This is a genomic window from Pseudomonas yangonensis, assembly GCF_009932725.1.
Taxonomy (GTDB): domain Bacteria; phylum Pseudomonadota; class Gammaproteobacteria; order Pseudomonadales; family Pseudomonadaceae; genus Aquipseudomonas; species Aquipseudomonas yangonensis.
The window spans coordinates 430,765-457,214 of record NZ_BLJU01000005.1; the positions used below are offsets into that span (position 1 = coordinate 430,765).

General features: G+C 63.6%; 20 protein-coding genes. 7 read left to right on the forward strand and 13 right to left on the reverse strand.

The genetic code is table 11. The annotated features are described in order from the left end of the window. Positions 1-19 precede the first annotated feature (19 nt). The 6 genes from GYB81_RS10610 (at position 20) to GYB81_RS10635 (ending at position 6,906) form a co-directional block, all read left to right on the forward strand. Positions 20-979, forward strand: coding sequence for an AAA family ATPase (locus GYB81_RS10610; protein WP_074856748.1), 960 nt, complete (start codon positions 20-22; stop codon positions 977-979). A 100-nt stretch (positions 980-1,079) separates the two neighbouring features. Then, positions 1,080-2,027 carry a DUF58 domain-containing protein gene (locus GYB81_RS10615; protein WP_161866929.1) on the forward strand — a complete coding sequence of 316 codons (948 nt, stop codon included), beginning with the start codon at positions 1,080-1,082 and terminating at the stop codon, positions 2,025-2,027. Further along, on the forward strand, positions 2,024-2,518 hold the full coding sequence (locus tag GYB81_RS10620) for a DUF4381 domain-containing protein (RefSeq protein WP_161866930.1): 495 nt from the start codon (positions 2,024-2,026) through the stop codon (positions 2,516-2,518). Before GYB81_RS10615 ends, GYB81_RS10620 begins: the two co-directional genes overlap by 4 nt. Beyond that, the gene (locus tag GYB81_RS10625) at positions 2,511-3,515 is read left to right on the forward strand and encodes a vWA domain-containing protein (protein ID WP_161866931.1); all 1,005 of its coding nucleotides are present in this window, start codon (positions 2,511-2,513) and stop codon (positions 3,513-3,515) included. The genes GYB81_RS10620 and GYB81_RS10625 overlap by 8 nt, the downstream gene beginning before the upstream one ends. Further along, positions 3,512-5,269, forward strand: a complete 1,758-nt coding sequence (locus tag GYB81_RS10630; protein ID WP_161866932.1) for a VWA domain-containing protein — start codon at positions 3,512-3,514, stop codon at positions 5,267-5,269. Before GYB81_RS10625 ends, GYB81_RS10630 begins: the two co-directional genes overlap by 4 nt. Continuing rightward, complete coding sequence (locus GYB81_RS10635; RefSeq protein WP_161866933.1) at positions 5,266-6,906, forward strand: BatD family protein; 1,641 nt, start codon at positions 5,266-5,268, stop codon at positions 6,904-6,906. Before GYB81_RS10630 ends, GYB81_RS10635 begins: the two co-directional genes overlap by 4 nt. A 324-nt stretch (positions 6,907-7,230) precedes the next feature. Here GYB81_RS10635 and GYB81_RS10640 read toward each other — a convergent pair whose 3' ends face one another. The 10 genes from GYB81_RS10640 to GYB81_RS10685 all read right to left on the reverse strand — a co-directional run bounded on the left by GYB81_RS10640 (position 7,231) and on the right by GYB81_RS10685 (position 21,361). After that, positions 7,231-9,585, reverse strand: coding sequence for an efflux RND transporter permease subunit (locus GYB81_RS10640; protein ID WP_161866934.1), 2,355 nt, complete (start codon positions 9,583-9,585; stop codon positions 7,231-7,233). Between the two features lie 18 nt (positions 9,586-9,603). Beyond that, positions 9,604-10,698: a WD40/YVTN/BNR-like repeat-containing protein gene (locus GYB81_RS10645; RefSeq protein ID WP_438810706.1), complete on the reverse strand. Its 1,095-nt coding sequence runs from the start codon at positions 10,696-10,698 to the stop codon at positions 9,604-9,606. A 192-nt stretch (positions 10,699-10,890) separates the two neighbouring features. Further along, positions 10,891-12,261: a DUF1329 domain-containing protein gene (locus tag GYB81_RS10650; RefSeq protein ID WP_161866935.1), complete on the reverse strand. Its 1,371-nt coding sequence runs from the start codon at positions 12,259-12,261 to the stop codon at positions 10,891-10,893. A 68-nt stretch (positions 12,262-12,329) separates the two neighbouring features. Next, a complete protein-coding gene (locus tag GYB81_RS10655) occupies positions 12,330-14,339 on the reverse strand; it encodes a DUF1302 domain-containing protein (protein WP_161866936.1) in 2,010 nt (669 codons plus the stop codon). A 452-nt stretch (positions 14,340-14,791) separates the two neighbouring features. Continuing rightward, entirely contained in the window at positions 14,792-17,449 is a 2,658-nt protein-coding gene (pepN, locus tag GYB81_RS10660; protein ID WP_161866937.1) for an aminopeptidase N, read from the reverse strand. A 51-nt stretch (positions 17,450-17,500) separates the two neighbouring features. After that, entirely contained in the window at positions 17,501-18,337 is an 837-nt protein-coding gene (locus tag GYB81_RS10665) for a DUF2797 domain-containing protein (protein ID WP_161866938.1), read from the reverse strand. After that, entirely contained in the window at positions 18,337-18,600 is a 264-nt protein-coding gene (locus tag GYB81_RS10670) for a YeaC family protein (protein WP_161897819.1), read from the reverse strand. Before GYB81_RS10670 ends, GYB81_RS10665 begins: the two co-directional genes overlap by 1 nt. A 47-nt stretch (positions 18,601-18,647) precedes the next feature. Continuing rightward, complete coding sequence (locus GYB81_RS10675; protein WP_161866940.1) at positions 18,648-19,502, reverse strand: rhomboid family intramembrane serine protease; 855 nt, start codon at positions 19,500-19,502, stop codon at positions 18,648-18,650. Then, complete coding sequence (locus GYB81_RS10680; protein ID WP_161866941.1) at positions 19,499-20,473, reverse strand: metallophosphoesterase; 975 nt, start codon at positions 20,471-20,473, stop codon at positions 19,499-19,501. Before GYB81_RS10680 ends, GYB81_RS10675 begins: the two co-directional genes overlap by 4 nt. Then, the gene (locus GYB81_RS10685) at positions 20,474-21,361 is read right to left on the reverse strand and encodes an NAD(+) kinase (protein ID WP_013716320.1); all 888 of its coding nucleotides are present in this window, start codon (positions 21,359-21,361) and stop codon (positions 20,474-20,476) included. Positions 21,362-21,457: 96 nt separating this feature from the next. Here GYB81_RS10685 and GYB81_RS10690 point away from each other — a divergent pair, with 96 nt between their 5' ends. Further along, positions 21,458-22,390 (forward strand): DUF1853 family protein, encoded by a 933-nt coding sequence (locus GYB81_RS10690; RefSeq protein WP_161866942.1) that lies wholly within the window; start codon positions 21,458-21,460, stop codon positions 22,388-22,390. A 79-nt stretch (positions 22,391-22,469) separates the two neighbouring features. Here GYB81_RS10690 and GYB81_RS10695 read toward each other — a convergent pair whose 3' ends face one another. The 3 genes from GYB81_RS10695 to GYB81_RS10705 are packed head-to-tail and all read right to left on the reverse strand — an operon-like array spanning position 22,470 to position 25,912. After that, positions 22,470-23,579: a cyclic nucleotide-binding domain-containing protein gene (locus GYB81_RS10695; protein WP_161866943.1), complete on the reverse strand. Its 1,110-nt coding sequence runs from the start codon at positions 23,577-23,579 to the stop codon at positions 22,470-22,472. Positions 23,580-23,600: 21 nt separating this feature from the next. Continuing rightward, positions 23,601-24,542 carry a 1-aminocyclopropane-1-carboxylate deaminase/D-cysteine desulfhydrase gene (locus GYB81_RS10700; protein WP_178106595.1) on the reverse strand — a complete coding sequence of 314 codons (942 nt, stop codon included), beginning with the start codon at positions 24,540-24,542 and terminating at the stop codon, positions 23,601-23,603. Between the two features lie 2 nt (positions 24,543-24,544). Then, complete coding sequence (locus GYB81_RS10705; protein WP_161866945.1) at positions 24,545-25,912, reverse strand: chromosome partitioning protein ParA; 1,368 nt, start codon at positions 25,910-25,912, stop codon at positions 24,545-24,547. Positions 25,913-26,450 lie beyond the last annotated feature (538 nt).

Consider the following 26,450-nt stretch of genomic DNA (forward strand, 5'->3'; position numbering starts at 1 on the left):
CCGCCAGAAGAGCCCGACGATGGAACACCGTGAAGCGCTGGTCGCGTTACGCCAATTTCTCTCCACCCAGATTCTCGGCCAGGACAAGCTCATCGAGCGCCTGCTGATCGCCCTGCTCGCCGACGGCCACCTGCTGGTCGAAGGCGCCCCCGGCCTGGCCAAGACCAAGGCGATCAAGGAGCTGGCCGAAGGCATCGAAGGCGAGTTCCATCGCATCCAGTTCACCCCGGACCTGCTGCCTGCGGACATCACCGGCACCGAGATCTATCGCCCGGAAACCGGCAGTTTCGTGTTCCAGCAGGGGCCGATCTTCCACAATCTGGTGCTGGCCGACGAGATCAACCGCGCCCCGGCCAAGGTGCAGTCGGCGCTGCTCGAGGCCATGGCCGAACGCCAGGTTTCCGTAGGCCGCTCGACCTATGACCTGTCGCCGCTGTTTCTGGTCATGGCCACGCAGAACCCCATCGAGCAGGAAGGCACCTATCCGCTGCCCGAAGCGCAGCTCGACCGCTTCCTGATGCACGTGAAGATCGGTTTTCCCGATGCGGCGGTGGAGCGCAAGATCCTCGCCCAGGCCCGTGGCGATGCGCTCAATGGCGAAGCCAAACCCGAGCACCGGGTCAGCCAGCAGGCGGTGTTCGCCGCACGCAAGGAAATCCTCGGCCTGTACATGGCTGATGCCGTGGAGGAGTACCTGGTGCAACTGGTAATGGCCAGCCGTACCCCAGCCAAGTTCGACGCCGAGCTGGCCGACTGGATCGCCTATGGCGCCAGCCCGCGCGGTTCCATCGCCCTCGATCGCTGCGCGCGTGCTCATGCCTGGCTGGCCGGGCGCGACTTCGTCAGCCCGGAAGATATCCAGGCGGTGCTGTTCGACGTGCTGCGCCACCGCATCATCCTGTCCTTCGAGGCCGAAGCCTCGGGCGTCGATCAGGATCGCGTGATCCAGCGCATCCTCGACGTGGTGGCGGTGGCCTGATGCAACCGCGCGACCTGCGCTCGTCCCGCGTAGCCCGCATGCAATCCGGGACTGATCACGCTGCCTTCCCGGATTGCATCCGGGCTACGGGCTGAAGCCCATGCAAGCCCCGGCCGGCAACCCCGGCATCCATATCAGCCTCGGCGAGCTCATCGACATGCGCCACAAGGTGCATGAGGTGCCGCTGTTCTCCACTCCGGCCCGGCGCAGCCCGCTGACGGGCCTGCATCATTCCAAGCTGCGCGGCCGTGGTGTGGACTTCGACCAGGTGCGCGTCTACCAACCGGGCGACGACGTGCGCACCATCGACTGGCGCGTCACCGCGCGCACCCAGGAGCCGCACACCAAGCTGTTCCATGAGGAGCGCGAGCGCCCCATCTTCATCATCAGCGAACAGAGCCAGCGCCTGTTCTTCGGCTCCGGCCTGTGCTTCAAGTCGGTGCTGGCTGCGCGCGCCGCAGCGCTGATCGGTTGGGCCGCGCTGGGCCACAACGACCGCATCGGCGGCCTGGTATTCGCCGACAACGAGCATCACGAGGTCAAACCACGGCGCAGCAAGCAGAGTCTGCTGCAACTGCTCAACCTGCTGGCCCGCGCCAACCAGGCGCTGGGCCCAGAGAGCCAGGCCAGTGCCGGCCGCGACAACTTCGGCCTGGCCCTGCGTCGCGCCCGCGAGGTGCTGCGACCGGGTAGCCTGGTGATCGTACTGTGCGATGAGCGTGCCCTCAGCGACAATGCCGAGCAGCAGTTGACGCTGCTCGCGCGCCACACCGACCTGCTGCTGCTGCCGCTGTCCGATCCACTCGATCACGCTCTGCCGGCAGCCGGTCTGCTGCGTTTTACCCAAGGTGGCGCACAGCTGGAACTGGACAGCCACAACGGCGACCTGCGCCAGGCTTATCGTGCCCAGGCCCAGGCGCGTGAGGCGCGCTGGCAGCGTCTGGCGCAGAAACTCGGTGTGCCGCTGCTGCCTTTGAGCACGCAGCTCGAACTGGTCGAGCAGCTGCAGGAACAGCTCAGCACCCTGCACGCGAGAAGATCCCTATGAACCCCATCGACCAGTTGCAGCCGCTGATCGACCCGGCCCCAGTGCCCTGGTGGCCACCGGCACCGGGCTGGTGGTTGCTCGCCGTATTGCTGCCGTTGGTGGGGTGGGGACTGTGGCGCCTGCTGCGCAACTGGCGGCGTCGACCGCCCAAAGCGGCAGCGGAGCAGGCGCTCGACCCACTGCGCCAGGCGGCGCTCGACGAGCTGGCCACCTTGCGCAAACCCTATGACGGCGCCCCTGCCGGCCCCTGGCTGCAGCAGCTCAACGCCCTGCTCAAGCGCCTGTGCCGCGAACGCTACCCGGACAGCGCCAGCCACACCCTGAGCAGCCGAGCCTGGCTGGCCTTTCTCGACAACCGCTGCCCGGCAGCGGGCCTGACCCGCTGGATGATCCTCGTCGATGGCGGCTACAGGCCACAATGCACGCTGAGCGACAAAGCCATCGCGGAACTCGATCAGGCCGTCGCCACCTGGATTCGCAAGCATGTTTGAGTTCGCCTGGCCCTGGATCTTTCTGCTCGCGCCGCTGCCCTGGCTGCTGCGTCTGCTGCTGCCCGCGGCCGACAGCGGTGACGCCGCATTACGTGTCGGCTTTTTGGACGAGCTGCAGGCTCTGAGCGGTCGCCGCGCCCGCGCCGCCCTGCCCAGCTGGCGCCAGCAGGCGCCGCTGGTCCTGCTCTGGTGCCTGCTGTTGTGCGCCGCCGCGCGGCCGCAGTGGGTCGGTGAACCGCTGCCGCTGCCGGCCAGCGGCCGTGATCTGCTGCTGGCGGTGGATGTCTCGGGCTCCATGGATTACGCCGACATGCAGTGGGACGACGAACCCATCAGTCGCCTTGAGCTGGTCAAACGCCTGCTCGGCGACTTCATCGAAGGTCGCCGAGGCGATCGCGTCGGCCTGATCCTGTTCGGCAGCCAGGCCTATCTGCAGGCGCCGCTGACCTTCGACCGTCAGACGGTGCGCACCTGGCTGGACGAGGCGCTGATCGGCATCGCCGGCAAGAACACCGCCATCGGCGACGCCATCGGCCTGGCCGTCAAACGCCTGCGTCAACGCCCCGCGCAAAGCCGGGTGCTGGTGCTGATTACCGATGGCGCGAACAACGGTGGCGAGATCGATCCGATGGTCGCCGCGCAACTGGCCGCCGATGAGGGCGTGCGCATCTACACCATCGGCATCGGCGCCGATCCACAACAAAGCGGCGCTTTCGGCACCTTCGGTTTCAGCGCGCTGGATCTGGATGAAACCAGCCTGCGCGCGATCAGCGACACCACCGGCGGCGAGTACTTCCGCGCGCGCAATCAGGCTGAGCTGGAGCAGATCGAGCTGACCCTCGATAGCCTCGAGCCGGTCGCCCAGCAACCCACCCTCGCCCGCCCGGCCATGGCGCTCTACGCCTGGCCACTGGCGCTGGCTCTGCTGGGCTCGCTGCTGCTGGTCGGCCAGGTGCTCTGGCCTGACCTGCTGCAGCGGCTAAGGAGGCGGGCATGAGTCTGCTCTGGCCGGAATGGCTGCGCCCATTGTGGCTGCTGGCCGTGCCCGTGCTGGCCTGGCTGCTCTGGCGCCTGTGGCATCGCGAACGGCAGAGCGGGCGCTGGCAGCTGCTGTTGCCGCCTGCGTTCCATCAGGCGCTGCTCAAGGGCGGCAGCGGCCGCTCGAGCAAATTGCCATGGCTGACACTCGGCCTGGCCTGGCTGCTGGCTGTGCTGGCACTGCTCGGCCCCAGCTGGCAGCGCGTCGAGCAGAGCAACCAGAAGCCTGCCGATCCGTTGGTGATTCTGCTCGAGCTGACGCCGCAGATGCTCGCCACCGACGGCCGCCCCAACCGCCTGGAACAGACCCGGCGCAAGTTACTCGACCTGCTCGAAGCACGCCGCGATGCGCAGACGGCGATCATCGTCTATGCCGGTAGCGCACACAACCTGGTGCCGCTGTCAGACGACCTGGCCACCAGCCGCAATCTGCTCGAGGCGCTGAAACCCTCGCTGATGCCCGAGCCGGGCCGTCGCGCTGACCTGGCCGTGGCGCGGGCGCTGCAACTGCTCGACCAGGCACAACTGGGTCAGGGCCGCCTGCTGCTGATCAGCAGCGCCCTGGATGACGAGGAACGCAGCGGCATTCAGCAGGCGCTGGCCAAGCGCTCAGTGCCGCTGCTGGTGCTCGGCGTGGGCAGCCGCGAAGGCGCCCCCGTGGCGCAGGAAGACGGCAGCTTTCTCAAGGACTCGCGCGGCGCCATCATGATTCCGCGTCTCGATGCCCGCAGCCTGCGGGAGGCGGCGAAGGCCCACGCTGGCCGCTACGCGGCGATGCGCCTGGATGACGACGACTTGCGCAGTCTGGGCCTGCTCGACGGCCCGCAGGCCATGCGCGCTGCGGGTGAGCCTACTCAGCTCGACAGCCATCTCGACCAGGGCTATTGGCTGTTGCTGCCGCTGCTGTTGCTGGCTGCCTGCGCCGGTCGTCGAGGCTGGCTGTTCTGCCTGCCGCTGCTGTTGATACTGCCGCCGCAAAGCAGCCAGGCCTTCGAGTTCGAGGATCTCTGGCTGCGCCCCGATCAGCAAGGCCAGCGCCTGCTGCAGGCACAACGCCCGGCCGAGGCGGCGCAACGCTTCATCGACCCGCAGTGGCAAGGCAAGGCGCTCTTCGAGGCCGAGGATTATTCCGCCGCCGCGCAGCGTTTCGCCAAGGGTGACAGCGCCGCCGATCATTACAATCGCGGCAATGCGCTGGCCAAGGCCGGCGAGCTGGAGGCAGCGCTGGATGCCTACGAGCAGGCGCTGGAGCGCCAGCCGGAGCTGGCCGCCGCGCAGCATAACAAGGCATTGGTGGAACAAGCGCTGCGCCAGCGCGAGCACCAGCAGCAGCCCGGCACTGGCGATTCGGAGGAGCAGCACCAACCCGCCCACGAGCAGCCGGAGGTGAGAGAATCGCCGGCCGGTCAAACGGCCGAGAACAACACGGCGCAACCTGCCCAGCCAGGCAGCAGCGGCGAGAACAGTGAGAACGACCAAACACAAGGCACCGCCAATAGCGCTGGGGAAGACAGCGAGCCCGGCACCGACAGTGCGAGCCCAGGCGATGCAGAACCCGTCGAGCAGCCTCTTGCGGAAGCTGATCTGGGCACTGCGGCAGAGCGCCGGCAAGCGCTGGAACAATGGCTGCGGCAGATTCCGGACGACCCGGCCGAACTGCTGCGGCGCAAATTCTGGTATGAACAGCAACAGCGTCAGGACCCGAAACCATGAAGCCTCTGGTCTTCCTGCTTCTCCTACTGCTTGCGGGGCAGGCCCACGCCGAAACCTTCTTCGCCAGTGTCGACCGCACCCGCCTGAGCGAAGGCGAGACCGTGGTGCTGACACTGGAGTCGACCGATCCGACCCGCTTCGGCCGCCCCGACCTGAGCCCGCTGGAGCAGGATTTCGAGATTCTCGGCAGCCGTCAGGTCAACCGCCTGAGCAGCATCGGTGACACGCCACGTGCCAGCACGCGCTGGATCCTGACCCTGCAGCCACGGCGCAGCGGCGAAGTGACGATCCCGGCGATTCGCCTGGAAGATGCCGAAACCCTGCCGATCGTGCTCAATGTCGAGGAAGCCGTTAGCGCTGGCGATGGCGGCAAGCTCGCGCCGGTATTCATCGATGCCAGCCTCGATCAGCCAAGCGTCTACGTGCAGGCCCAGGCGGTGCTGACCCTGCGCATCTACCACTCGGTTTCGATGTATGACGACAGCAACCTGACGCCTCTGCGCATAGAGGACGCCCGCGCTGAACAACTGGGCGAGCCGCGCACCTATGAGAAAAGCATCGGTGGCGTGCTGCACGGCGTGATCGAACTGCAATACGCCATCTATCCGCAGCGCAGTGGCCAACTGGTGATTCCCGGGCAAACCTTCAGTGCCACGCTGGTCGACCGCTCGCGCAATAACGACTTTCTGCCCTTCGGCCCGCGCACCGGCAAGGTCACGCGGGTCAAATCTCCGGACATTCCCCTGCAGGTCAAACCCAAGCCGGCCGACTACCCGGCTGACGCGCCCTGGCTACCGGCACGAGCCCTGGGGCTGGCGGAAACCTGGAATCCGCAACCGCAACAAAGCCAGGTCGGCGACTCGCTGACCCGCCGCCTGATTGTCAAGGTCGATGGCCTCTCCAGCGCCCAGCTGCCGCCGTTGCCGGCAACCCAGGTCGACGGCCTGCGGCGTTATCCGGATCAGCCGCAGATGGACGACCAGAAAAGCGAGAACGGCATCGTCGGCACCCGCGAAGAGCGCGAAGCGCTGGTGCCCAGCCGCGCCGGCAGCTTCGACCTGCCACCGTTGGAAGTGCTGTGGTGGAATACCCAGACCGACACGCTGGAGCGCACCACCCTAGCCGCCCGCAGTCTGCAGGTTGCGGAAAATCCGCAACTGCAAAACGACGAGCAACCCAACACCCCGATGGTGACGACTCAGGTGATCGAAGGGCCGGAGCTGTGGCCCTGGCAACTGGCCTGCGCACTGCTGAGTCTGACCACCCTGCTGGGCTTCGGCCTGTGGTGGCATGCCCGCCGGCAACCGGCGATCCAGCGCGCGGCACAGGCGGGCCCGAGCCCGCGCACGCTGCTCGACGACCTCAAACGCGCCTGTCAGGCTGGCGACGCCCAGGCGACCCGCCATGCCCTTGATGCCTGGGCGCGGCAGCAGCCGGAGACGCTCGCCGATATGGCGGCGCGCTACGTACCGCTGTCCGACGCGCTGGACGGCCTCAACGGCGCGCTGTACAGCGAAACTGGCCAGCAATGGCAGGGCGAGGAGCTGTGGAAAGCCATTCGCAACCTGCCCGCCGCACAGGAGCCGAGCGCTGCGCCGCAGGACAGCAGCGCACTGCCGCCGCTGTATCCGCGCTAGGCGCGCGATGGGCTTGCAGGATATGCAGTCCGAGGCGTGCACCTGGTGGGGTGCGCATCGCTGAATCGATCACGGCACTGTGCCCATCAGGGCGGCGCCCTGTCCGGCAATCGAGCATTCGCCTGGTTGATAGCCGTGAACGCTCTCACGTAGCCTGACCCTGGCCTTGTCGGCATAGTTGCCGGCGAAGCCCCGGATTTCATCCGGGCTACCGGTTGGCTCAGGCAGGCCATGCAGCCTTTGAGCGAGACCGTCTCGTCACTGCAAAGCCTTAAAACAAAAAACCGCGGCCAGGGCCGCGGTTCTCGTCTTACGCAACGGGCATCAGCCCTTGGCGCGCAGCTTCTCCGGATTGATCAGGAAGCGGGCCAGAGCCGGCAGCAGCCAGATCGCGCCGATCATGTTCCACAGGAACATGAAGGTCAGCATCAGCCCCATGTCGGCCTGGAACTTGATCGCCGAGAAGATCCAGGTCGCCACGCCGATGGCCAGGCAGACGCCGGTGAACAGCACCGCCTTGCCGGTGGACTTGAGCGTCTCGTAGTAGGCGTCCTGCAGCGACAGCCCCTGACGCAGATAGGTCTCCAGACGGCTGTAGATGTAGATGCCGTAGTCGACACCGATACCCACACCCAGGGCGATCACCGGCAAGGTGGCGACCTTCACACCAATGCCCATGAAGGCCATCAGCGCGTTACCCAGCACCGAGGTCAGCACCAGCGGCAGGATCACGCACAGGGTCGCAGCCAGCGAACGGAAGGTCAGCAGGCACATGATGCTCACCGCCGCGTAGACCGCGATCAGCATGGTGGTCTCGGAGGCCGCGATCACCTCGTTGGTGGCCGCTTCGATACCGGCGTTACCCGCTGCCAGCACCACCTGCAGCTCCTCGGTGTTGTGCTGCGCGGCGAACTCTTCGGCAGCAGTAACGGCGCGCGACAGGGTTTCTGCCTTGTGGTCCTCGAGGAAGATCAATACCGGAGCCACCGAACAGTCTGCGTTGTACAGGCCTTCAGCACGGGCGATGGAGTTGTTCAACACATCCTGGTTACGCGACAGGGTCTCCCATTTCAGGTTGCCCTCGTTCATGCCCTTGATCACCTGCTTGGACACCGTGACCATGGAGATGGCCGACTGCACACCTTCGGTGTTCTCCATCTTCCACATCAGCTCGTCCATAGCCGACAGCGCTTCGTAGGTGGAGCAGCCTTCGGTGGGCGTTTTGATCATCACTACCAGCACGTCGGAGCTGGTCGAGTAGTTGCGGATGACGAAATCGTTATCCAGGTTATAACGCGAATCCGGGTGCAGTTCCGGCGCGCCTTGGTCGAGGTCGCCGATCTTCAGGTTCTGCCCGTACCAGACGCCGCCAGCCAGCGCCACCACGGCGATGACCACGGAAATCGGTGCCACCATCGGATGGGCGAAGTTGGAAATGGCACGCCAGACCGGGTGATCCTTCGCGGCCTCCTCGCGACTCTTCTTCACCGCGCGTTTACCAATGCCGATATAGGAAATCAGAACCGGCAGCAGGATCAGGTTGGTCAGGATGATCACCGCCACGCCCATCGAGGCGCCGATGGCCAGTTCGCGGATCACCCCGATATCGATCAGCAGCAGGGTGACGAAACCGACGGCGTCGGACAGCAGCGCTACCAACCCCGGAATGAACAGCTGACGGAAGGCCATGCGCGCGGCGGACAGAGCATCAGTCGCCTCGCCCGAGGCCATGGCGATGCCGTTGATCTTCTGCACCCCGTGAGAGATACCGATGGCGAACACCAGGAACGGCACCAGCATCGAGTAGGGATCGAGACCGAAGCCCAGAGTGTGCAGCAGGCCGAGCTGCCAGATCACGGCGATCAGGGTGGTGATCACCACGGCCAGGGTGCTCTTGAAACAGTGGGTGAACCACAGCAGCAGCACGAAGGTGATGCCGATGGCGACGGCAAAGAACAGCGCCACGCCCACCAGGCCATCGATCAGGTCGCCAACCTTCTTGGCGAAGCCGATGATGTGTACCTCGACGTTGGGGTTCTGCGCTTCGTACTTGTCGCGAATCTTCTCTTCCAGCTCGTGGGAGAACTTCTGATAGTCCAGCTTGATCAGCTTGCTCTGATCCTCCGGGTCCGGATAGGACTCCAGCAGCGGCACGTCGACGATGCTGGACTTGAAGTTGTTCGCCACCAGACGGCCAATCTGGCCTGATTTGAGGATGTTGCTGCGCAGGTCTTCGAGGCTGTCGGCAGAACCGTCGTAGGTCTGCGGGATCACCTCGCCACCGGCGAAACCCTCTTCGGTCACTTCGGTCCAGCGCACGCTGGGGCTCCACAGCGACTTCAGGCCGGAGCGGTCGACACCGGGAATGTAGAAGGCCTCGTCATGGATCTGCCGCAGCGTTTCCATGTACTCCTTGCTGAAGATGTCGCCATCGGTGGCTTCTACCGAGATGCGCACCGTGTTGCCCAGGTTGGCCAGGTCGTTGCGGTGCTCGAGCATCTTCTGGATGTAGGGGTGACCCAGCGGAATCATCTTCTCGAAGCTGGTCTGCGGACGTACCTGGGCAGCCTGATAGAACAGGAAGATGCTGATCAGCAGGCAGATCAGGATCACCGCCGGGCGATTGTTGAAAATCAGCCGCTCGAGGAAAGACGCAGGCTGTTGTTGGTGCTTGCTCATGCAAAGGCTCCCGGCTTGTTATTGTTGGCCCAGATCGGCGCCGGTCGAGGCGGCGAGGTGAACGCCGCCCTGCCCCACCAGGATCAGATTGCCGTTATCCAGTGCAGTTACCCCGGCCAGCGAAAGGCGGTCGGGCCGATTGATCAGGCTGAAGCTCTGACCGTGATCCGTGCTGCGCAGCACGGTGCCTCCATGGCCGACCACGGCGACGCTGCCGTCATGCAGCAGGGTGCCATCGGCCAGGCCGAATTCCAGCGGACCATTGTTCGGCGTGTTGAGGGAGATCTGCTGCCAGCTGTCACCGAAATCGGTGGAGCGGAACAGGTGGCCACGCAGGCCGTAGACCAGCAGCGTGCCAGCTTCGTCGGTGCCCAGCGCGCCGAACAGCGAGCCCTCGTAGGGTTTGTCTTCGACGGTCTCCCAGGTTTCGCCCCAGTCGCGCGAGCGGAACATGCCACCCAGCTCGCCGACAATGAACAGACCGGCGCCCTTCACCGCGGTGATGGCATTGAGGTGATAGGCATCTTCGTTGTCGAGGCGGTCGCTGACGTCTTCCCAGTTCTCGCCGCCGTCTGTGGTTTCCAGCAGCGCACCATAGGCGCCCACGGCGTAACCGGTTTCAAGATCCTTGAACCAGATATCCAGCAACGGCGCTTCGCGCTCCAGATCTTCGAACTGCTTGGTCCAGGTCAGTCCGCCATCGGTGGTGGCGAGAATCTGCGCATCGTGACCGACCACCCAGCCATGCTGGGCGTCGACGAAGAACAGGGAGGTCAGCATCTGCCGGGTCGGCACCTTGGCCTGCTGCCAGCTTTGCCCCTGATCATTGGAATAGAGGATGTGGCCGCGGTCGCCCACGGCGACCAGGCGCTCGCCGGTGTTGACGACATCGAGCAGCAGGCTGTGTACGGCCTTGGGCGACTCGATAGCGTAGATGGCATCGGCTCCAGCCGTAGTCTCAGCCTGCAAGGGTGCGGCAGCGAAAGCCAGAATGGAAAGCACACTGCACAGCGAGAGCGCTTTAGCCAGCGGCGAATGGACACGGAGCGCCGATTTGCGCGCCTGCTTGGGCGCCAGACCGGACTGGGTGCGCCGCATGACGGGCTCACTCATATACCTTCCCCCTTTCTTGTTATAGGCGGTACTACTGATTCCGCCCATCCTAGCGAGCTTCGGAAAGCCCTGACAATTGGCGCGACGTTATGTTTTGTTAAGGCAAAACCCGCGTTATAGAAGCCTATTCGCCAAGCTGATACGAAAAGGCCGCTACTACTGTAGCGGCCTTCGCCTGAGGCTACACGACTATTATCGAGTGCCGCGGCGACGCAGGGCAGCCGGCTTGAAATAACCGTCGTCAGGAACCGCCTGGGTGAAGTCGATGGTGTTGCTTTCTTCGTTATCCAGGTTCTGCACGTGGTAACGACGCGCCTGCAGATCGTGGAACACGTCGAGCGCGGACCAGGTGGTCGGCAGGTCGTAGTAGTTTTTCAGGTAGGCAATGGAAACGCGCCACAGCTCACCACGGCCGTCGTACTGATCCACCACCGCTGCCTGCCAGCTGTCCTCGTCGAGGAACAGGGTACGCTTGGAGTAGATATGACGGGCGCCGGACTTCAGCGTGCCCTCGACCACCCATACGCGGTGCAGCTCGTTACGGGTCAGTGCCGGATTCAGGTGACCGACCTGCAGCAGATCCTTGTACTTAACCTCAGGGCTGGTGACCTTGTAGTTGTTGTACGGGATGTAGATTTCCTTCTTGCCCACCAGCTTCCAGTCGTAGCGATCCGGAGCACCGTTGAACATGTCGGTGTCATCGGCGGTACGCAGGCCATCGGCTGCGGCGATCGGCGTGTCGTAGGCCAGGTTCGGCGCACGACGCACACGGCGCTGGCCGGCGTTGTAGCCCCAGGCCTGACGTGGCTCCTTGACCTGATCCAGGGTCTCGTGAACCAGGGTCGCGCCACCGGCCAGACGCGCCGGGCTGGTGGTGAACGACAGGTAATAGAACATGATGTTGTTCAGATCGGCGAAGGAGCCGTTCTGCAGGTAGTACTTGAACAGTGCTTCCTGCTGCGAGGTGACCAGCGAGTAGGAGCCGTTGCGCTGCACCGCCACTTCCGAGGCGCGACGCACGATGTAGGTGCCGCGATAGCGGGCGATGTGGTTCCACAGCGCTTCCACGCCGTTCTGCGGGATCGGGAACGGGATACCGCCATAGGCGTTGGTGAAGCCGTTGCCGCCATCGGCCAGCTGGGCGCTGGTGGCGTTCTTGATGGTGTTGTCATAGACCCACTGCGGCGCGGAGCCGGAGCGGCGGGTCTGGTACACCGGCATCTGATAGGTTTCCGGATAAGCCTTGAACATGGCGATCTGACCCGGGGTCAGGTTGGCCTCGTACTGGCTCAGGTTGGCCGCGGTGATGGTGAACAGCGGTTTGTCGTCCGGGAAGGGATTGACGTGATGCTGGCCCGAGCGGGTGTAGCCGGCCGGCGCCTGGGTGATGCCACCGGTCCAGGCAGGGATGGTGCCGGCGGCGTTGCCGGCTTTCTCGGCGCCGAAAGGCGTCAGGGTATCGCCGAGCTTGGCGGCTTCCTGCGGGGAAACGCCAGCCAGCGCGGAACCGGCGGAAAACGCCAGTGCAACGGCTACAGCCATCAGCCTGTGCTTGTTCAGCATGGGTAATTCTCCGTGAAGAGTCTGACCGGGCGCCCGAGAGCGCCCGGCGGTTTTTCTGGTTATGGGTATTAGAAGGAGTACTTGACGTTCAAACCGATGTTGTCGCGATCGCGCGCCCCGTTGTTCTGGCCTGCGCCGTAGAACTCGGTGTACTGGATCTCGGCTTCCAGGCTGTTCAGGTAGCTGGCGCGCATACCGACGGTGTACGCCTTGCGACCTTCGATGAAGTTGCCGGTCTGGTGCGAGTTGCCTTCGAAGTCATGCTTGAACACGGCGAACGGCGACAGGTTCACACCGGCATAGACGTCATTCCAGGTACCGGAGAGCACCAGGGTGTAGCCGTAGGCATTCTTGTTGATCTGGTCGGCGCGATTGTCACGACCGTCATTACCGACATAAGAGGTGTTTCCGCGGCCGGAGTAGTAGCGATTGGTACCGTCCCAGGCGATGTATTGCAGGCTGCTGCCACGGATATGCTCGGAGGCCAGCTCGGCCACGCCGAACAGCGAGTCGAAACCAAATGACGGGCCGAAGTTATAGATGGTGCCCAGAGAGGTGTTGAAGGCCTCGACACGCTCGCTATTGTGGATCTGCCCGTTGATATCGACCATCTTGCCGCCGATGTTGACTTCACGGCCATCGGCCAGCGGTGCAGCCTGGCCGAGCAGATCACCCAGCAAATCATTGGTGGTTGCGATGCCGATAGGCAGGTTCGGACGGTAGGAAATCTCGCCGAAGACGGACGCAAGGCCGACCGTGGTGTTGAAGCTCATGCCGTACATACGAATGTCTTCAGCATACTCGCGACGGGCATTGACCTGGTTGGCGACGTCCACTGCGGCAGCGCCATTGACCAGCCCCAGTACAGTCCTCGCATTGTCGTTGGTAGCTGCCTGCCGTACCAGATCGTCATAGCTGCTGGCCGTCACACCCAGCAAACTGCCGAGGCTAGCCAACTGGTCGATATTCAACCCTGCATAGGTGGAATTCAGATCAGCGTAAATAGTCGGTTCTTTGGCGTGATAGTTGACGAAGTAGAAACCGAACTCCGTCGAATTCAGCTCTTCGGCGATGTAACGGAATGCCACACCGAACTGGCCATCATTCTTGGCGTTGATATCGGACCCGACGTTGGCGACCTTGATGGTGCCGTTGCTATCGAAATACTGAGTGCCCTGAAGACCACCAAAGTTCGCTGGAAGCCCCAGGAAACCACCATTAACCGCGCCGTTGTAAACCGTTTGGAAAAGCGGGTTCGCCATAGCGGTCTGAGTGGTATAGGCAGTATTACCGCCATCGGCGAACAGGTCGGTCTCGGAGAAGTAGGTACCGACCGGGTCAATAGCGGTTTCTTTCCAGTTCCACTGATAGAAAGCTTCCATCGACAGATTGTCGGTCAGGCCGAGGTTGAAGCTCAGCGCTTCGACAGGCACCAGCACTTCCTTCACTTCCGAGCCTGGCAGGCGGAACTTGGCGGCATCGACCGGGTTGGTGGTATTCACGCCACCGCGATAGAACAGACCTTCACCCCAGTTGAACACCTGCTTGCCCAGACGACCGGACACCGGCATATCGCCAACGTCCCAGTTGCCATAGACATAGGCGTCGAGAATCTGCGCATCGCGACCTGCCTTATGGCGGGTCTCACGAGTGAAGGAGTTGTTTCGCGGATAGGTCTGGCTGGGCTGAATCCCCGACATCGTATCGTTGTAATCATTGCGCTTGTCCATGATCTGGGTGTCATAGAAAGCGGTACCACGAACGAACACACCGTAGTTTTGGTAAGAAGCTTCGAGGTCACTGGTGATCTTGAACACTTCGGAAACCAGGCCGGTATCGAAGTTACGGTTACCGTCGTTAGTGTTGATGTCGTTGTTGCTCTTGTCCTGCCCCTGGACACGCCACAACTGGCCGTAGGAAATAGTGGTATCGATGGAACCGGTGATTTCGTTGTCGGCGAAGCTGAACTCCACCGCCTGAGCCTGAGCGGCCACCAGCAACGGCAGAACGCCAGCGAACGCAAAGCCGGCCTTGGCTGGGGCAAAACGTAAAACAGGCTTGCGGGACTTAATTTCCATCGAGACTCACTCCGTGGACAGATCATTCTTTTGGGCGATCCGGTAACCGGCCGCGATTTACCGTACTGACGACGGCTTTTATTTGCAGAGGTGCACTCCAAGACCGAGCGCTACAACGCGCGGTCAAAACGTCGCTTGCCATTGCAACCATGGTGCCAATTCAAACAGGTGTATCAGCTCAAACCGGCTTGGAAGAGCTGTTGGCCGGTTTCTTTTCGTGACTGATCAGCCACTGACCAACGCGTCAGAAAAACTGGCGCATCTTGTCCTACGATCCGACGCTTTATGTCGCTCTTGAGGCAGTGCTCAGCCGCAAAGATCAGCTCGCTGTCAAGGAGCGAAACCAGAACTTAGCAGTGCAATGCATAACGGGTCACATGCATATTTCATTGGGTAACAAAAAAGTGTTACCAGCCAAAGGCCGGTAACACTTCTTGTCGAGCGCAGCAGTCTTAGGCGAGGCTCTTACTCACAACTTCATAGACGTCACTGGACAGCTCGCCGGAGGCGAGAATGCGCTCCAGTTCGGTCTTCATGAGCGCCTGGCGGGCAGGGCCGTACTTGCGCCAACGGGTCAGCGGCGCCAGCAGGCGCGAGGCGATCTGCGGGTTGAGGGCATTGAGGGTGATCACCTGATCGGCGAGGAAGCGGTAGCCCGCCCCGTCCGCGCGGTGAAAGTTGATCAGGTTCTGGTTGGCGAAGGCGCCGATCAATGCACGCACCTTGTTCGGGTTCTTCAGGGTGAAGGCTTCATGCTGCATCAGCGCATGCACGCGCTCCAGCCCGCCCGGCAGCGGGCAGCCGGCCTGCACGCTGAACCACTGATCCATGACCAGCGGATTGTCCTTGAAGAAGTCGGCGAACATGGCCAGGGCCTTGCCCTGTTCGTCCTGGAACGGCGAGTTGACCAGCACGGCCAGCGCGGCCAGGCGCTCGGTCATGTTGTCAGCGTTCTCGAACTGGTCGACGCAAGCCGCCAGCACTTCAGCTTTCTCGCTGAGCATCAGGTAGGACAACGCGATGTTCTGCAGGCTGCGGCGGGCGAAGTGCGCCGCCTCGGCCACATAAGGCGTGGCCTTGGAGACTTCGCGGTTGGCCTGGTAGCGCGCCCACAGCGGGGCGAACAGTGCGCTGGCCAGCTCCTTGCGGGCGAACTCGCGCGCGGCGTGAATGGCTTCGACATCCGCCACCTCGCTGATCTCGGTCAGATACGCCTCGCCCGGCAACGAGAGCATCTCGGCGACCATGGCCTGATCCAGCGACTCGTCTTCCAGCAGGGTAAGCAGCGCGGTGACCAGGCGCTGATCCAGTACCAGCGCCTCACCACGCTGGTGCTGGCCGATCAGCTCCTGCAGCACCTGTACCGAGAGTTGCTGGCCGGCTTCCCAACGATTGAAGCCGTCGCTGTCGTGCTGCATGAGGAACATCAGCTGATCGCGGTTATAGGGGAAGTGCAGCTTGACCGGCGCACTGAAGCCGCGCAGCAGCGACGGCAGCGGCTTCTCGGCGATGCCTGCGAAGGTGAAGGTCTGCTCGGCTTCGGTGACCGACAATACCCGACTGGTGCCCTGCACCGCGCTTTCGCCCTGCAGGCGCAGCGGCAGCTCATTGCCTTGGGCATCGAGCAGGCCGAGCGCAACCGGAATCACGAACGGCAGCTTCTCGCTCTGCCCCGGCGTCGCCGGGCAGCTCTGACGGAAGGTCAGGCTGTAGCTCTGCGCGGCGGCGTCATAAGCCTCGCTGACTTCCAGGCGCGGCGTGCCGGCCTGGGTGTACCAGCGCTTGAACTGGGTCAGATCGATGCCACTGGCATCCTCCATGGCCTTGACGAAATCGTCGCAGGTCACGGCCTGGCCGTCGTGGCGCTCGAAGTACAGGTCCGAGCCCTTGCGGAACAGTTCCGGCCCGAGCAGAGTGTGAATCATGCGCAGCACTTCGGCACCCTTCTCGTAGATGGTCAGGGTGTAGAAGTTGGAGATTTCCATGTACGCGTCCGGACGCACCGGGTGGGCCATGGGGCCGGCGTCCTCGGCGAACTGGTGGGTACGCAGGTAGGCCACGTCCTCGATGCGCTTGACCGTGCGCGAGTGAGTGTCGGCGGAGAACTCGCTGTCGCGGAACACGGTGAAGCCTTCCTTGAGCGACAGCTGGAACCAGTCGCGACAGGTCACACGGTTGCCCGACCAATTGTGGAAGTACTCGTGCGCCACCACCGCCTCGACGCGCTGGTGGGCGGCATCGGTGGCGGTCTCGGCCTTGGCCAGCACGCAGCTGGAGTTGAAGATGTTGAGGCCCTTGTTCTCCATGGCGCCCATGTTGAAGTCGTTGACCGCGACGATCATGAAGATGTCCAGATCGTACTCGCGGCCATAGACCTCCTCGTCCCACTTCATCGAGCGCTTGAGACTGTCCATGGCGTGCTGGACCTTGTCGATGTTCTCCGGCTCGACATAGATGCGCAGCGCCACCTCACGCTGGCTCATGGTGGTGAAGCTGTCCTCCACGCACCAGAGGTCACCTGCGACCAGGGCGAACAGGTAGGCCGGCTTCTTGAACGGATCCTCCCAGGTGGCCCAGTGCCGACCGCCCTCTTCCGAGCCGCTGGCAATCGGGTTGCCGTTGGACAGCAGCACCGGGTAGGCATGCTGCTCGGCGCTGACCGTGGTGGTGAATTTGCTCATCACATCCGGGCGGTCGAGGTAGAAGGTGATCTTGCGAAAGCCCTCGGCCTCGCACTGGGTACAGAACATCTTGCCGGACTTGTACAGACCTTCCAGCGCGGTGTTGCTTTCGGGGTGGATGCGCACGCTGCTGTCGACCACGAAGCGTTCCTGAGTCGGCTGCAGGGTCAGGTGGCTGTCGGTCAGGGTGTAATCGGCAGCGCTCAGCTCATGGTCGTCGAGCTTGAGCTCCAGCAGCTCCAGTTGCTGGCCGTCCAGCACCAGCTTGGGCAGGCCGGCACCAGCTTCGGGGTTGCGCCGCATGACCAGCTGCGCATGCACCAGGCTGTGATCCTCGAACAGCTCGAAGGTCAGGTGGGTTTCGTCGATCAGGTAATCGGGAACCTGATAGTCCTTCAGATAGATGGTCTTGGATTGTTCGGTGCGCATGGCTCTTGGCCTCTCGTCTGCGGCGCGCCGGGCGCCGGTGGCAATCGGGTGTCAGGCGGCGATCTCGTGGACGGCCAGCTGATAGGCGGTGTACTTGCGGATATTGATCACGCCGGTGTCGAACATCAGGTACTGGCCCTTGATACCGAGCAGGGTACCCTCGGCCAGGGGCTGCTTGTCCAGGTTGAAGCTGGTGATCTTGGCCGGATAGGCCTCGATGGGGTAACGGATTTCCAGCACCTCGGCTGCGCTCAGCGGCTGGACGGCCTGCAGGCCGAAACGTTGCTGCAGTTCGGTGATGCCCGCTGCGCAGGCGGCGAACAGTTGTTCGCGAATCGCGATCAGGTCGACCGGCGCGGCGTCGCCCTTTAGCAGCGCGCGCCAGTTGGTCTTGTCCGCCACCTGACTACGCAACAGGTCTTCGACGAAACCGGACTGCTGCCGGGTGGCCACGCGCAGGATCGGCAAGGCCTGAGTCGCACCCTGGTCGATCCAGCGCGTCGGCACCTGGCTGGCGCGAGTGATGCCCACCTTCACGCCGCTGGAGTTGGCCAGGTAAACGACATGGTCGGTCATGCAGAACTGCTCGCCCCAGCTCGGTTCGCGGCAGGTGCCGGCGTCGTAGTGACATTTCTCCGGGCTCATTATGCAGATGTCGCACTGCGCCAGCTTCTGCATGCAGGGGTAGCAGTAGCCCTGGCTGAAGCTGGTCTTGGTTCTGCGCCCGCAATGGCTGCAATGGATGGCGCCGAGATACTCCAGGCGCAGGTGCTTGCCCACCAGCGGATTGACCGGCACCTCTTCCTCGCCGAGGCGGAAGGCGTATTGCACCGGCGCATCCAGGTGCACCTTCATCTTGCTCAGCGCGCCACGTCCCAACTCGGTCATCAGTGCAGGGTATCCGTGGACTTGAACAGCAGGTTCGGCACCGGCTCGGACTTGGATTGGCACTCCTGCGGGCCCATGTAGCCGGTTCGCTGATCTTCCGGCAGGTTCTGCATTTCCCAGGCAATCATCGCCTGCAGGCTCAACTCTTTCTGCTCCTGGGTCAGCTTGCGGCCATCGGGCCATTTGCCGATTTCCACGGCCAGCTTGAGGCTCTCGTAGATTTCCGGGGTGATGTTGTCGATGGCTTCGAGAAAGGACGACATAGAGTTCTCCAGTTAAACCGTAGGGCGGGCTCAACCCGCCAGATAAATCAGCGTCGCGCCAGCATACCGCCAAGCAGACCGGTCAGGCAGCCGGTGAGAAGACCGCCGACATGCGCGGCATTGGCGATGGCGCCGAATTGCAGCAGCTCGAAGATGCCGGTCATACAGATCGCCAACCAGGCCAGCATCATCACCAGCACGCCGGGCGGCAGGCGATACGCCGGGTTCGGCGCCAGGCGCTGGTAGATCCAGCAATGCCCGAGCAGGCCGTAGAGCACGCCGGACAGGCCACCGAACAGCGAAGGCCCGGCCCACCAGTATTGGGCGAAATTCGAGGCGAGGCCGAACAAAAGGGTCAGGCCGAGCAATCCAATCGCGCCCTGGCGAAATTCGATGCGCCGGCCCAGCTCCCAGTACCACAGGCTGTTCATCGCCAGATGCAGCCAGCCGAAGTGGATCAGCATCGGCGTGATCAGGCGCCACCACTGGCCGCTATCGAGCGTGGCATCCAGATAGGTCAGGTAGATGTGCTCGCCGTCGATACGAAAGTCGACGAAGCTCAGCCAGCGAATAGCGGAAAAATTCTCGCCCGCCAGCGTCACGGCGAACACGATGAAGGTACTCAGCAGCACCAGAGCCGTTATCGGGCTGCGCCGCAGTTGGGCAAGAAAGCCGTCGCGCACGGGTGCCGGGTTGGGCGGCAGCTCCGCGCCCGCGTCGCCCTGTGGGTGGCGTGCGTAAAGCTCACGCACCTGCTCAGCAAGCTCCTCACCCGGCACCCAGAGCACCTGCTGTCCGCCCTCTTCCGCCACCCGGTGCGGCACACGCAGGCGCTGCAGCAAGGTGACGAACCCGCTCAGGTCAGTCTCCAGCGGCAGGCGCAGTACTTCCACTGGTGTCATCGCGGCGCCTCCTGTGGGTCGACATCGACCCAGACGAACTTGCCCGCGTCCAGACGCGTCTCCTGATCCAGACGGTAAGCCACCAGACGGCCGCCGACCACCGCGCTGTAGTCCAGGCAGGCCAGGTTCGCTCGAATCGGCGCCGGCTTGCCACGTCGCCAATAGTGGCCGACGAACAGCAGCGGCTCGTGCGCGCCATATCTGAGCAGCTCGTCCTTCTGTAGCTCGGTCAGGGGCGTCTGCGCCGCCAGCTCCGGCAGGGCATCGGGTTGGAAGACGATATCGCCGTAGGTCTGCGGATTCTCTTCCCAGAACTTGGTACGGAAGTAGGAACGGGTGAAGCCGTCACCACCGGTCAGGGTCAGGCCATGCGGCAGGCGCATGTCGGTGCCGCGCAGCAGGCGATCGAGCGCCATGTTGGCGAAACTGCCAGGCACGGCCGAGGCCTGCAGGAAATGCTCGTCGATGCAGCCGTCGGGGAACTGCGCCCTGAGCGGCGCGATCAGCTCGGCATCCCAGCAGGCATGCACGACGCGGAAACGCCCGGCGTCGAGAAACAGCGGCATCTCGTAGAACCAGCGCAGGAAGTCGCGCCACTCCTGCGGATGGTCCTCGAACTGCATCAATGTCTCGCGCATCAGGCGCTGATGGCGCGGGCTGTGTTCGCGCACGTACTGGCGGCCGCTGCCCGGTGGCGCCGGCGTGCTCCAGCCCAGTGCGTTGAACTCGTGGTTGCCCATGATGCAAAGGGCCTGGCCGGCGCGCACCATGTCGTGCACCAGGTGCAGGGCTTCGCGAATGCCGGGGCCGCGGTCGACCAGGTCACCGAGAAAGATCGCCATGCGCGTCGGATGGCGCCACACGCCGCTGTGCCGGCTGTAACCCAGGCGTTCGAGCAGGCGTTCGAGGGTGCGCGCACAACCGTGGATATCACCGATCAGGTCATAGCCACGATGGGGGTCGAGGGACATTCAGTCCTGCCCTCCCAGGCGGCTGCCCCAACCGAGTTTGGTTCTGCAGACCTCGTAATAGTTGTGATCCAGCGGATGGATCAGGCGCAGCTTCTGCGCCTTCTTGGCCACGTGCAGGGTGTCGCCCGGCGCACAGGTGAAGTGGTTCTGGCCGTCGCAGGACACCTGTGGGTAGATGGTCATGTCCGGCGACACCACCACCTTCAGTTCGCTGTTGCCGTCGACCACGATGGGCCGGCTGGACAGGGTGTGCGGGTACATCGGCACCACCACGATGGCATCGAGCTTGGGATGCATGATCGGCCCGCCGGCAGACAGCGCGTAGGCGGTCGAGCCGGTAGGCGTGGCGACGATCAGACCGTCGGCCTTCTGGCTGCAGACGAACTGGCCATCGATATACAGCTCGAACTCGATCATCCGCGTCGACTTGCCGGGGTGCAGCACCACGTCGTTGAGCGCATCGCCCTGGCCGATGGCCTCGCCCTGACGGCGCACCTCGGCCTCGAGCAGGAAGCGGTTCTCGGTCAGGTACTGACCTTCCAGCACCTGTGCCACCTTCAGTTCCAGCTCATCGGGGCGGATGTCGGTGAGAAAGCCCAGGCTGCCGCGGTTGATCCCCAGCACCGGAACCTTGTGCCGCGCCAATGCGCGCGCGGCACCGAGCATGCTGCCATCGCCGCCGACGACGATCACCAGGTCGCAAACCTCGCCGAGCATCTTGCGCGAAGATGTCTGCAGGCCATGGCCAGGCAGTACATCGGCGATGGTGTCCTCGAGAATCACATGCAGGTGACGGTCGATCAGAAAGCGCTTGAGGCGACGCACGGTTTCCAGAACCCGCGTGCTCCCCAGGCGCCCGATGATGCCGACATTGCGAAATTGCTCCATGGGACCCCGCCAGACAGATAAGAAACGATGGGTGATTATCGGCCAAAGGCCTGGGCCGCAGCAAACCAGCACTGTTACTGCGCTATGCTCGGCTTCATGACCCACCATGACACGATGCACGTCCTGCTGCAGAGCCTGCGCAACCCTGCTGTGCGCGACCTGGCCTGGGCGCTGCGCTCTTGCCCCTTGCTCGGTGAGACCACGAAAGTCCAACGTCATCCCCTGCAAGCCAGCTGCTGGACGCGACAACCGCAGCGGCTGGCAGACTGGCTTGCGCAGCAGGACAGAGACCCCAGCCCCCTGCACAGCTGGCTGGCGGAAAAACCGGTACGCCGCCTCGGCCTGTACTACGAGCGTCTTTGGCAGTTCGCCCTGCATGCCGCACCTGACGTCGAAGTGGTCGCCGCCAACCTGCCTATCCGCCAGGGCGGTCAGACTCTGGGCGAGCTGGACCTGCTACTGCGCGACGAAGACGGCGAGCACCATCTGGAACTGGCGGTGAAGTTCTATCTGGGCACCGGCGGCAGTGATGCCGCTGACTGGCTCGGCCCCGGCAGCCATGACCGACTCGACCTGAAGCTAAGCCATCTGGCACACCATCAACTGCCCCTGTCGTCACGACGTGAAGCACGCGGGACATTGAACGAGCTGCAGTTAAGCGAGGCTCGCGCGGCCTTCTGGCTTGGCGGCTATCTGTTCTACCCCTGGCCTGACGCTTGCTCGGCGCCGCGCGGCGCATTACCTGGACATTGTCGGGGCGGCTGGCTGCATCGACGCGACTGGGATTGCTTCGCTGCGACAAGACCGGATGCTCACTGGCAACCACTGCCCAGGCTGGCCTGGCTGGCACCGGCGCTGCTGAGGGCTGACGAGGCCTGGTCTGCAGAAATGTTCCAGCAATGGCTGAGCACCCTGCGCCCCGAGGCGCAGGCGCAGTTACTGGTACGCCTTGAGGAAGATCAGGTCGGGTATTGGCGGGAAGTGGAGCGGGTATTTCTGGTCAACGACCAGTGGCCGACGCACTCGTAGCCCTTATGCAATCCGGGATGTATGCATCTGCAAACCCCGGATTTCATCCGGGCTACGCTTGCCCCAAAGCCAGCGCCGCTCAAAGACTGCGCTCGATACGCCCCCCGGAGCGCGCCAGATACCCGGCACCGCTCTCACACAGCAGCGCGTCACGCTGTACTGCCGGCAGGCCATCGAGCCCCTCACGCAGGGCGTAAACGCTGTAACCCAGCTGAGCGAGGAGAAACACCGCGCTGCTGCTGCGTTTGCCGCTGTCGCAGTAGCATAGATAGGTGCGCGACCGATCCAGCAGACGCGCCTTCAGGCGCAACAGTTGCAACGGCATGTGCAAGGCCTGGGGCGCATGTGCCTTTTCGTACTCTTCCAGCAGACGTACGTCGAGCCATTGTGCGCCCTGTGCCAGCAACCTAGCCGCCTCGCCAAGCGAAACCTCGGCCACCACGGGCGCCTTGAGCAGGGCGAAGAAATCCTGGCGATCCAGACGCAGCACAGTGCCGGCCTCGACCATGGTCACCGTGGCATTGCGTGGTCGATCGGCAAGCAGCGCCTCCTCACCGAAACAGGCGCCCACATCCAGTTCCGCCAGCACCTGACGCTCACTGCCGGCACTGCGGATCACCTCGGCCCGACCGCTTTCCAGGAAGTAACAGCAATCGCCACTGGCGCCCTCCTCCAGTACCTGACTGCCAGCCGCTAGCTCGACCCGCTGCAGGCGGGCGAGCATGCTCTGCACGTTGGCCGGCGGCACCTTGGCGAACAGCGGATTCTCCAGCAGCCGCTCCAGCCACTCGATATCGGCGCCACTCTGCTGCAGCGCCAGCAACAGGTCCTGATGCGCCACACGCCAGGTCAACAGGCGATCCAGGGTGGCACTGTCGATCATCAGCACGCTGACATCGGTGAAGGCGCGCGCGTCATGCAAGCGCGGCAGCCCCGGCGACAAGGGATGACAGCTGACCTCGCTGCCAGCCTGGACCTTCTGCGTGCGCCCCTCGGCATCCTGCAGTTGCAGCTCGCCGGCCAGCAGGTAGCAGGTCAGGCGCGCCTGATCCCCCTGGCGAAACAGCAACTGCCCGGCCAACAGCGGCTGGGGCACCAGCTGGCTGCGCAGCTCGCGCCGCTGCTGCTCGGAGAGCGCATTGAGCGGCGTCAGGCTGCGTAGCTGTTCGGGGGTAAGGGGTTCGCTCATGTGGGTTCCAGGCTCCGCTGGTCAGACCTGAGTGTAGTCGGCGTCTGCGCCCATCAGCGCCCGACGCCCCTGCAAGCCGCCAGTATGAATGAAGATCAGCCGACTGCCGCGCGCAAGTTGACCACGTTCGCAGAAATCCCGCAGCGCCATCAGCGCCTTGCCGGTATACACCGGCTCCAGCGGCAGATCACAGGCACGTTCGGTGTGCAGGATGAACTGGCGCAGCGGCTCGTCGAACCGGGCAAAACCGCCGCGCGCGGCATCGACCAGTTGGTAATGCCGCTGCGCCTCACCGGCCGCCTCCAGCAGCGCGGCGACCTGGGCAGCGACGCCATGGTCCCCCGGCACGGCCAGTGCACCGAACACGGTGCGTCGCCTCTCCCCAAGCACCACTCCGGCCAAGGTGGTGCCGGTCCCGGCGGCCAGCCACCAGGCATCGAAATCGTCCCAGCCGATTGTGCTCAGTTGTATCTCGGCCATCTCCACCAGCGTGCTGCAACCTCGGGCACCGAGCAAACCCAGACCTCCCTCGCCTATCGCGTGAAAACCACTGTAGCGTTCCAGCCAGGGCGCCCAGAAATCCGGCTGATGGCGCGCGCGATAACCGCCATAACCTAGCCAGTGCAGCTCCATACCCATGCGCTGTAGATCATCGACAGTCGGCGTTCGTTGCGCCTCACCGCGCAGCAAACCGACGATAGCGAAGCCGAAGCGCTGCCCGGCGGCGGCCAGCGCATGCAGATGATTGGAGTGTGCGCCGCCAAGGCTGATCACGCCCTGCGCGCCTGCGGCAGCGGCCTGCTCCAGATAGGGCGCGAGCTTGAACCATTTGTTGCCGGACACCAGTGGATCGACGCGATCGAGGCGCAAACAGGCGAGCTCGACGCCGGCAGCCTCGAGCCAGGGCAGCTTCACTGGGTGCAATGGCGCCTGCGGGCGCCAGCGGGGAATGTGTATCGGCAAAATCAGCTGACGGTACGCAAACGGCTACTCGCCTTGTGCCGCGTACAGCAGTTCGAATCCCCCAGCGTGAAACGACTGGGCGTATCGACACGGTCGATGGGAATGGCGCAGCGTTCTCCACTGGGCAAGGTGGCATCGCAGCTGGGCTGCTGATAATGCGCCAGCCAGTGGCGGTACTGTTCTTCGGAAACGAAGCATTTGGCTGCGGCGTAGGCCATGGGGTTGTCCTGATAACGGGCAACATCCTGCAGCGCAATGGTCAGGTGCCCGGCGCCGGGATGGTACACCACGAACACCACGCCGAGTTTGGCCAAGCGCTCCAGCACCTGGTCTGCGCCCTGACTGGCAAAGGCATCGCGCTCACGCTTGAGACGCTCGATCTCCGCCTGTTGCTGAGCGTCCAGCTCGTTGCGATAGGCCAGTTCCACGTCACGAATGGCGATCTGTTCCTTGTACTCGGCGACCGCCGCGGCGACTTTCGCCTTCAGCTCGCTGTCGAACTGGGCGCGCAGGATATCGCCTTCGGTGCGCCCGTGACGCTCCAGGGCACGCAGCTGCTGGGCCATTTCCTCACGGCTGCTCTGGAAGCTTTCCGCCTGTGCCGCCAGCTGCGCCTTGAGACTGGCGTTGAGTTCCTCCTGCTGGCGCAGCGCCTGATGCAGGCCATGCAGCTGCGCCTGCAGATGCTTGCTCTGCTCCTCACTGGCCAGCTTGAGTTTGGCCAGTTCTTCCTCATGCTGCTGGGTCAGGCTGGTGATACGCAGGCGCTGCTGCTGAATCAGCTGCGCGGTCTTGGCGCGGTGCTCCTGGTCCATCTTTTGCGCCAACTGGTCAGCGACTTCCTTGGCCGGATCTGGCGCATACCATTTGTCTTCGGAGGCCACCTGCAAACGTTCGGCAACCACCGCCTGGGCGCTGTCGTCCTCGACCAGCAGGCCGAGCTGATTGCGCTTGACCGCATCACGTAATAGCACAAGATCGTTCTGCCCGGGCGCCAGGCTCGGGTCCCACAAATGCATCTGGTGCCAGGACACCGGGCATTGGCTGCGACAAGCCAGACGAATCGGCCCGGCGCCGAGATCGGGCCCGCGCCCGGCGCGCTCGGCCAGATGCTGCAGAGGAATGTTCCAGCCCTTGTCGGGGCGACCGTCCTCGTCGAAATCCAGCAAGAAGAACACCGCGGACCTGACCAGCAGGCGCGGGTTGATCGCCACGAATACCGCACGCATCTGCTCGTCGGCGAACTCGGGCATGTTCACCACACCGTCGAGCAAGGCTTCGAACTCAGGGAACATCATCTGTTTGCAGATACCGCGTTCACTGAAGAACATCACGGCTTCCACCATCTGCGGCTTGTTCTGCATGCTCATCGAAGGCCCTCTGAACCAACGGGGGATATGCGCGTACGACATCGATCGCCAAAGCCCATCCTGCTTTGGCGATTGATGCCGTCCCTGATCGGTCAGGCAAGTCTAGGGGAAAACCCGCCCCCAGCAATGTGACTGGGTTGGCACTCATTCTGCGAGCCAGGCCGGATAGGCGCACCGCTGACGCCAAAATGTGATGAGAGCGCTAAGTTCGGGGCGATCATCGCCTGGTAGCGAGCCTGCTGACACATACCAATTGGCGGATTTCTGCCATTACCACTCGGCCAGACAAGCGAATTTCCGCCTAGAAAAGCCGGCTGCGAAATCCGCACCCGCTCTGCAACGGCATTGCGACAACCTGGCACGTCACCTGCTCGTCATACATCCCCCACGCGCCCGTTGCGCGACCGGACTGATAAAAAAGACAAGAGGTCAGCCATGCTCCGCCATCGTTTCACTGCCAATCCTTCCCGCTCACTGCACCTGGCGAATGCCTGTCCCACGCCTGCATAGCCCTGCGCTGACTCGCTCAGCTCGAAGA

What these genes read in the sequence shown, in the direction of transcription:
- GYB81_RS10610 (WP_074856748.1), top strand. Translation starts at nt 20, where the DNA reads ATGGAACACCGTGAAGCGCTGGTCGCGTTACGCCAATTTCTCTCCACC.
- GYB81_RS10615 (WP_161866929.1), top strand. Translation starts at nt 1,080, where the DNA reads ATGCAAGCCCCGGCCGGCAACCCCGGCATCCATATCAGCCTCGGCGAG.
- GYB81_RS10620 (WP_161866930.1), top strand. Translation starts at nt 2,024, where the DNA reads ATGAACCCCATCGACCAGTTGCAGCCGCTGATCGACCCGGCCCCAGTG.
- GYB81_RS10625 (WP_161866931.1), top strand. Translation starts at nt 2,511, where the DNA reads ATGTTTGAGTTCGCCTGGCCCTGGATCTTTCTGCTCGCGCCGCTGCCC.
- GYB81_RS10630 (WP_161866932.1), top strand. Translation starts at nt 3,512, where the DNA reads ATGAGTCTGCTCTGGCCGGAATGGCTGCGCCCATTGTGGCTGCTGGCC.
- GYB81_RS10635 (WP_161866933.1), top strand. Translation starts at nt 5,266, where the DNA reads ATGAAGCCTCTGGTCTTCCTGCTTCTCCTACTGCTTGCGGGGCAGGCC.
- GYB81_RS10640 (WP_161866934.1), bottom strand. Translation starts at nt 9,585, where the DNA reads ATGAGCAAGCACCAACAACAGCCTGCGTCTTTCCTCGAGCGGCTGATT.
- GYB81_RS10645 (WP_438810706.1), bottom strand. Translation starts at nt 10,698, where the DNA reads ATGAGTGAGCCCGTCATGCGGCGCACCCAGTCCGGTCTGGCGCCCAAG.
- GYB81_RS10650 (WP_161866935.1), bottom strand. Translation starts at nt 12,261, where the DNA reads ATGCTGAACAAGCACAGGCTGATGGCTGTAGCCGTTGCACTGGCGTTT.
- GYB81_RS10655 (WP_161866936.1), bottom strand. Translation starts at nt 14,339, where the DNA reads ATGGAAATTAAGTCCCGCAAGCCTGTTTTACGTTTTGCCCCAGCCAAG.
- pepN (WP_161866937.1), bottom strand. Translation starts at nt 17,449, where the DNA reads ATGCGCACCGAACAATCCAAGACCATCTATCTGAAGGACTATCAGGTT.
- GYB81_RS10665 (WP_161866938.1), bottom strand. Translation starts at nt 18,337, where the DNA reads ATGACCGAGTTGGGACGTGGCGCGCTGAGCAAGATGAAGGTGCACCTG.
- GYB81_RS10670 (WP_161897819.1), bottom strand. Translation starts at nt 18,600, where the DNA reads ATGTCGTCCTTTCTCGAAGCCATCGACAACATCACCCCGGAAATCTAC.
- GYB81_RS10675 (WP_161866940.1), bottom strand. Translation starts at nt 19,502, where the DNA reads ATGACACCAGTGGAAGTACTGCGCCTGCCGCTGGAGACTGACCTGAGC.
- GYB81_RS10680 (WP_161866941.1), bottom strand. Translation starts at nt 20,473, where the DNA reads ATGTCCCTCGACCCCCATCGTGGCTATGACCTGATCGGTGATATCCAC.
- GYB81_RS10685 (WP_013716320.1), bottom strand. Translation starts at nt 21,361, where the DNA reads ATGGAGCAATTTCGCAATGTCGGCATCATCGGGCGCCTGGGGAGCACG.
- GYB81_RS10690 (WP_161866942.1), top strand. Translation starts at nt 21,458, where the DNA reads ATGACCCACCATGACACGATGCACGTCCTGCTGCAGAGCCTGCGCAAC.
- GYB81_RS10695 (WP_161866943.1), bottom strand. Translation starts at nt 23,579, where the DNA reads ATGAGCGAACCCCTTACCCCCGAACAGCTACGCAGCCTGACGCCGCTC.
- GYB81_RS10705 (WP_161866945.1), bottom strand. Translation starts at nt 25,912, where the DNA reads ATGAGCATGCAGAACAAGCCGCAGATGGTGGAAGCCGTGATGTTCTTC.